The organism is Mesorhizobium sp. M7A.F.Ca.US.002.01.1.1 (assembly GCF_004022955.1).
GTDB classification, from domain to species: Bacteria; Pseudomonadota; Alphaproteobacteria; order Rhizobiales; family Rhizobiaceae; genus Mesorhizobium; species Mesorhizobium ciceri.
The window spans coordinates 1-4159 of the sequence record NZ_RZQE01000501.1; the positions used below are offsets into that span (position 1 = coordinate 1).

Here is a 4159-nt window from a genome sequence, read left to right on the forward strand (position 1 = left end):
GTTTCCAGTTGGTCGGCGGCCGGTTGCTTCCGGCAGGCGAGAGCAAGGCCGCCATGCTGCTTTACGAGGACGGCAATGGGCAGCGTATATCGCTGTTCGTCACCACGGAATCGACGGAGAATGCCAAGGGCACCTACGCCGCCACGCAAGACGGACCCGAGGCCGTCTACTGGCTGGACAAGGGCTATGGCTGCGCCGTCGTCGGCTCCTTGCCGCGCGAGCGGCTGAACGAGGTCGCCAGGAACGCCTACACGCAACTTGTAAACGGGCTGGCAAGCTGAACGGCACCGCTTTTGCCGGTGCCGTCGATCCGCGAATGCTGATCCGGCCGAAGGACCTTTTGCGCCCGTCGGATCGGCGTCGGATTTGTCACAATTCGGCCCTAATCGAGGTGCGATAGCGCTTGATGAATGCCGTCGCATCGCCCCGAAAATCGGAAACGGTTTTTGGAAAAACGAGGCGAAGATTCAAGGTGGTGGAGCGGACTTCGTGCGCCCAGGTGGACGCCGGTTTTCCCAACGCCCTGGTTGGCGTCAAGGACGTGTTCGAGTAGGGCCATTTCCACCACCAATCGAGGTTTTCTGAAGCCGCATGCCTGCCGAGATCCGCACGGCCCGCGCGTCTGACGTCGATGATCTCGCCGCCATCGAGAAAGCTGTTTTCTCAAGCGACCGTATTTCCCGCCGCTCCTTCCGACTGTTCATCGAGCGTGAAACCGCCGAGACGCTGGTCGCCGAAGTCGACGGCCGCGTGGCCGGTTATGCGATCGTGCTGTTTCGCAAAGGCAGCGGCGTGGCGCGCCTCTACTCGATTGCGACCAGTCCGTTTTTCGGCGGGCTGGGTGTCGGCCGCATCCTGCTCGGATCCGCCGAAGATGCCGCCTTCGAGCACGACCGCATGATGCTGCGTCTCGAAGTTCGCGAAGACAACAGCCGCGCGATCCGCATCTACGAACGGGCCGGTTATCGCAAGATCGGGCGTGAGCCCGGCTACTATGAGGATGGCGAAACGGCACTTCGCTACGAAAAAACCTTGCGTGGCGACATTCCGATCGCCACCAAGGTGCCGTTCTACCCGCAGACCTGCGAATTCACCTGCGGTCCGTGCTGCCTGATGATGGCGATGGCCAATTTCGATCGCGGCTTCGTGCCGGATCCGGTCATGGAAATCCGCCTGTGGCGTGAAGCGACGACCGTCTTCATGATGTCGGGTCCCGGCGGTTGCGAGCCGTTCGGCCTCGCTGTCTCGGGCTACGAGAGCGGGCTCGCGGTGGAGATCTACGTCTCCTTCTATGGCGCGCTGTTCCTGCAATCGGTGCGCAGCGAGGACAAGCGCAGGGTAATGGAACTGGCGCAGGTCGACTTTCGCCGACGCGCGGAACTTTACGGCATCCCGGTGAATTACCGTGCATTCACAATCGACGATATCCGCGCTGCGATCGCTGGGGGAAAGCTGGTGCTGGTGCTGATCAGCGGCTTCCTGATGTTCGGCAAGAAGGTGCCGCACTGGGTGCTGGCGATCGGCGATGACGGCGACCATATCCTGATCCACGACCCTTGGGTCGAGGATGAAAGGCAGGAGACCATCCTTGATGCAGCCAACATTCCCGTGCCTTACGGCATCTTCATGAACATGGCGCAGTTCGGTCGCGATGGACTGCGTGCCGCCATCACTCTGGGAAAGCGTGACAGACAATGACCTGGGTCATCCTTACCGGCAGGCAGAGCGATCTCGACCAGGTGGCGACACCGCACAAGATCATCACCAATCGCGACTATCTCGCGCATCCGTCATTGTTTCGCGGCCAGCGGCCGAAGGTCATCAACCTGTCGAACAATTACGCCTACCAGAGCCGCGGCTACTATGCCTCGCTGCTGGCAAGCTCGCGCGGCCACAAGGTGATCCCGACCGTCGAGACGATGATCGACCTGTCGGAACGCAAGCTCTATGAGCACGCGCTGCCGGAACTGGAACTGGCGCTCAACAAATGCCGCAAGGATCTTGGTGGCGCCTTTCCGCAAAAGGTCTGCATCTTCTTCGGCATCGGGCCGTCAAAAATCTGGGACCGTTTCGCCAAGCTGTTGTTCGATTGGTTCCGCGCACCGGCGCTCGAAGTCCACATCAAGGACAGCGCCGAATGGGCCTCGATCCGCAAGATCGGCTTTCATCCATTGGCGCGGATGACCGAGGACGAGGAAAAAAGCTTCATCCAGTGCCTGGAAACCTACACCAACCGGGAGTGGCGCGACACCAAGGGCCGTACGCCGGCGCGCTACACCTTCGCCACGCTGGTCGACCCGCATGAGGAATTGCCGCCCTCGGAGATCTCGTCGCTGCGCTATTGGGCCAAGATCGCCGAGAAGATGGGCGTCGAAATCGAGCCGATCACCAAGCGGGACCTGGCCAAGCTCGCCAATTACGACGCGCTGTTCATCCGCGAGACCACCTCGATCTCCAACCACACCTATCGTTTCGCCCGCCGCGCCCAGCAGGAAGGCATGCCGGTGATCGACGATCCACTGTCGATGATCCGCTGCACCAACAAGGTCTATCTCAACGAGCTGATGGCCTACAACAAGGTGCCGGTGCCGCCGACGGTGATGATCGCCGGCACCTCGGATCTCGAACTGGCGGCGCAGACGCTGGGCTTTCCGCTGGTGCTGAAGATCCCGGATTCGTCGTTCTCGCGCGGCGTCAAGAAATGCGCCAACGTCGAGGAACTGAAGACGCTCGCCACCGAATGGCTGGAGGATTCCGACCTTCTGATCGCGCAGAAATTCATTCCGACCGAATATGACTGGCGTGTCGGCGTGCTCGGCGGCCAGCCGCTGTTTGCCGTGCACTATCTGATGGCCAAGAAGCACTGGCAGATCGTCAACCACAAGGCCAACGGCAAGCCCGACCAGGGCGGCATCAAGACCTTCACGCTGAAGGAAACGCCGGCGCATGTCGTCGAGACGGCAGTGAAGGCGGCGCGCTGCATCGGCGACGGGCTCTATGGCGTCGACCTCAAGGAGACCAAGGACGGCGTCTTCGTCATCGAGGTGAATGACAATCCCAACCTCGACCATGGCTGGGAGGATTCCGGTGAGAAGGACGAGGTCTGGGTGCGGCTGACGCAGTGGTTCCTGGAGCGATTGGACCGGCCGGGGCGGTAATTTGATCGGGGGGTAGGACATGCAATTTATCGTGATCGAGGACTTCACCGGCTGTGATCGCAAGGAGATCTATCGCCGCTTTCGCGACCGCGGCCGCCTGAAACCGGACGAGCTGCTCGTCCACCACAGCTGGATCGCGGCGGACATGAGCCGCTGCTTCCTGCTGGTGGAGGCCGATGACGTCACGCTGCTGCAGCGTTGGGTCATCGAATGGGCGGATCTGGTGGAATTCGAGATCATCCCCGTGGCGACAAACAAGGACATGGCTGAGGCATTGAGCGGGCACCTCTGACCATTGCCGCGTGTCACGTCAACGCAGTGCCGGCGAGCCGACTGCGCGCCGGCACTCGTCGATCAGCCACTGGCGAAACGCGTCCACGACATCGCGTCTGGCGCTGCGCTCCGGGATCGTCAGGCAATAGGGCTGGCGCAGCTCGACCATCTGGGCGAGGGGCCTGACAAGTAGGCCGTCCTCCAGCGCCTCGGCACAGTAGATCCCTTGCGCCAGCGCCACGCCCAATCCCGAAATGGCAAGGTCGAGTGCCGCGCGCGACGAGTTGGCCGAGAGCCCGCGCTGCGCTGCCCGGCCGGGTTCGATGCCGGCCGCCTCGAACCAGTTGTGCCACGACGGAAAGGACGCACCGGTCGGTCCCCAGCCGGTATGGATAAGCGGCAGGCTGGCGAGGCCTTCGGGTTTGATCGTGTCGGCCAGCCCGGGTGCACACACGGGATAGACCGCGTCCTGGACGATATCCTCGGTCGGGTGCTCGCGATAATGCGGCCCATAAGTGAGCCTGATGTCGATCAACTCACGGTCGAACGGCACCGGGTCATCCTCGCCTCTGAGCGATATGTCGACGGCGCCATGGCTTGAGACAAAACCAGTGAGACGCTGCGAAAGCCAACCCATGGCCATGGATGGCGGCACCGACACCACGAGGCGCGGGCGGAACGCATCGCCGCCCAGCTGGCGCGCGACGCTGCCGATCTCCTGGAAAGCC

General features: G+C 62.2%; 4 protein-coding genes and 1 pseudogene. 4 read left to right on the forward strand and 1 reads right to left on the reverse strand.

Going from position 1 to position 4159, the window contains the following annotated elements:
- The 4 genes and pseudogenes from EN932_RS30600 to EN932_RS30615 form a co-directional block, all read left to right on the forward strand.
- Positions 1-281, forward strand: a pseudogene (locus EN932_RS30600) (anti-sigma factor); the annotation flags it as partial.
- A gap of 310 nt (positions 282-591) precedes the next feature.
- A complete protein-coding gene (locus EN932_RS30605) occupies positions 592-1698 on the forward strand; it encodes a peptidase C39 family protein (RefSeq protein WP_013532575.1) in 1107 nt (368 codons plus the stop codon).
- A complete protein-coding gene (locus EN932_RS30610; RefSeq protein ID WP_127368967.1) occupies positions 1695-3158 on the forward strand; it encodes a RimK family protein in 1464 nt (487 codons plus the stop codon). The genes EN932_RS30605 and EN932_RS30610 overlap by 4 nt, the downstream gene beginning before the upstream one ends.
- A gap of 31 nt (positions 3159-3189) precedes the next feature.
- On the forward strand, positions 3190-3450 hold the full coding sequence (locus EN932_RS30615; protein WP_244514281.1) for a DUF3303 family protein: 261 nt from the start codon (positions 3190-3192) through the stop codon (positions 3448-3450).
- An 18-nt stretch (positions 3451-3468) separates the two neighbouring features.
- Here EN932_RS30615 and EN932_RS30620 read toward each other — a convergent pair.
- Positions 3469-4159: LysR substrate-binding domain-containing protein (locus EN932_RS30620; RefSeq protein WP_128369317.1), on the reverse strand; the 691-nt coding region annotated here is incomplete at its 5' end.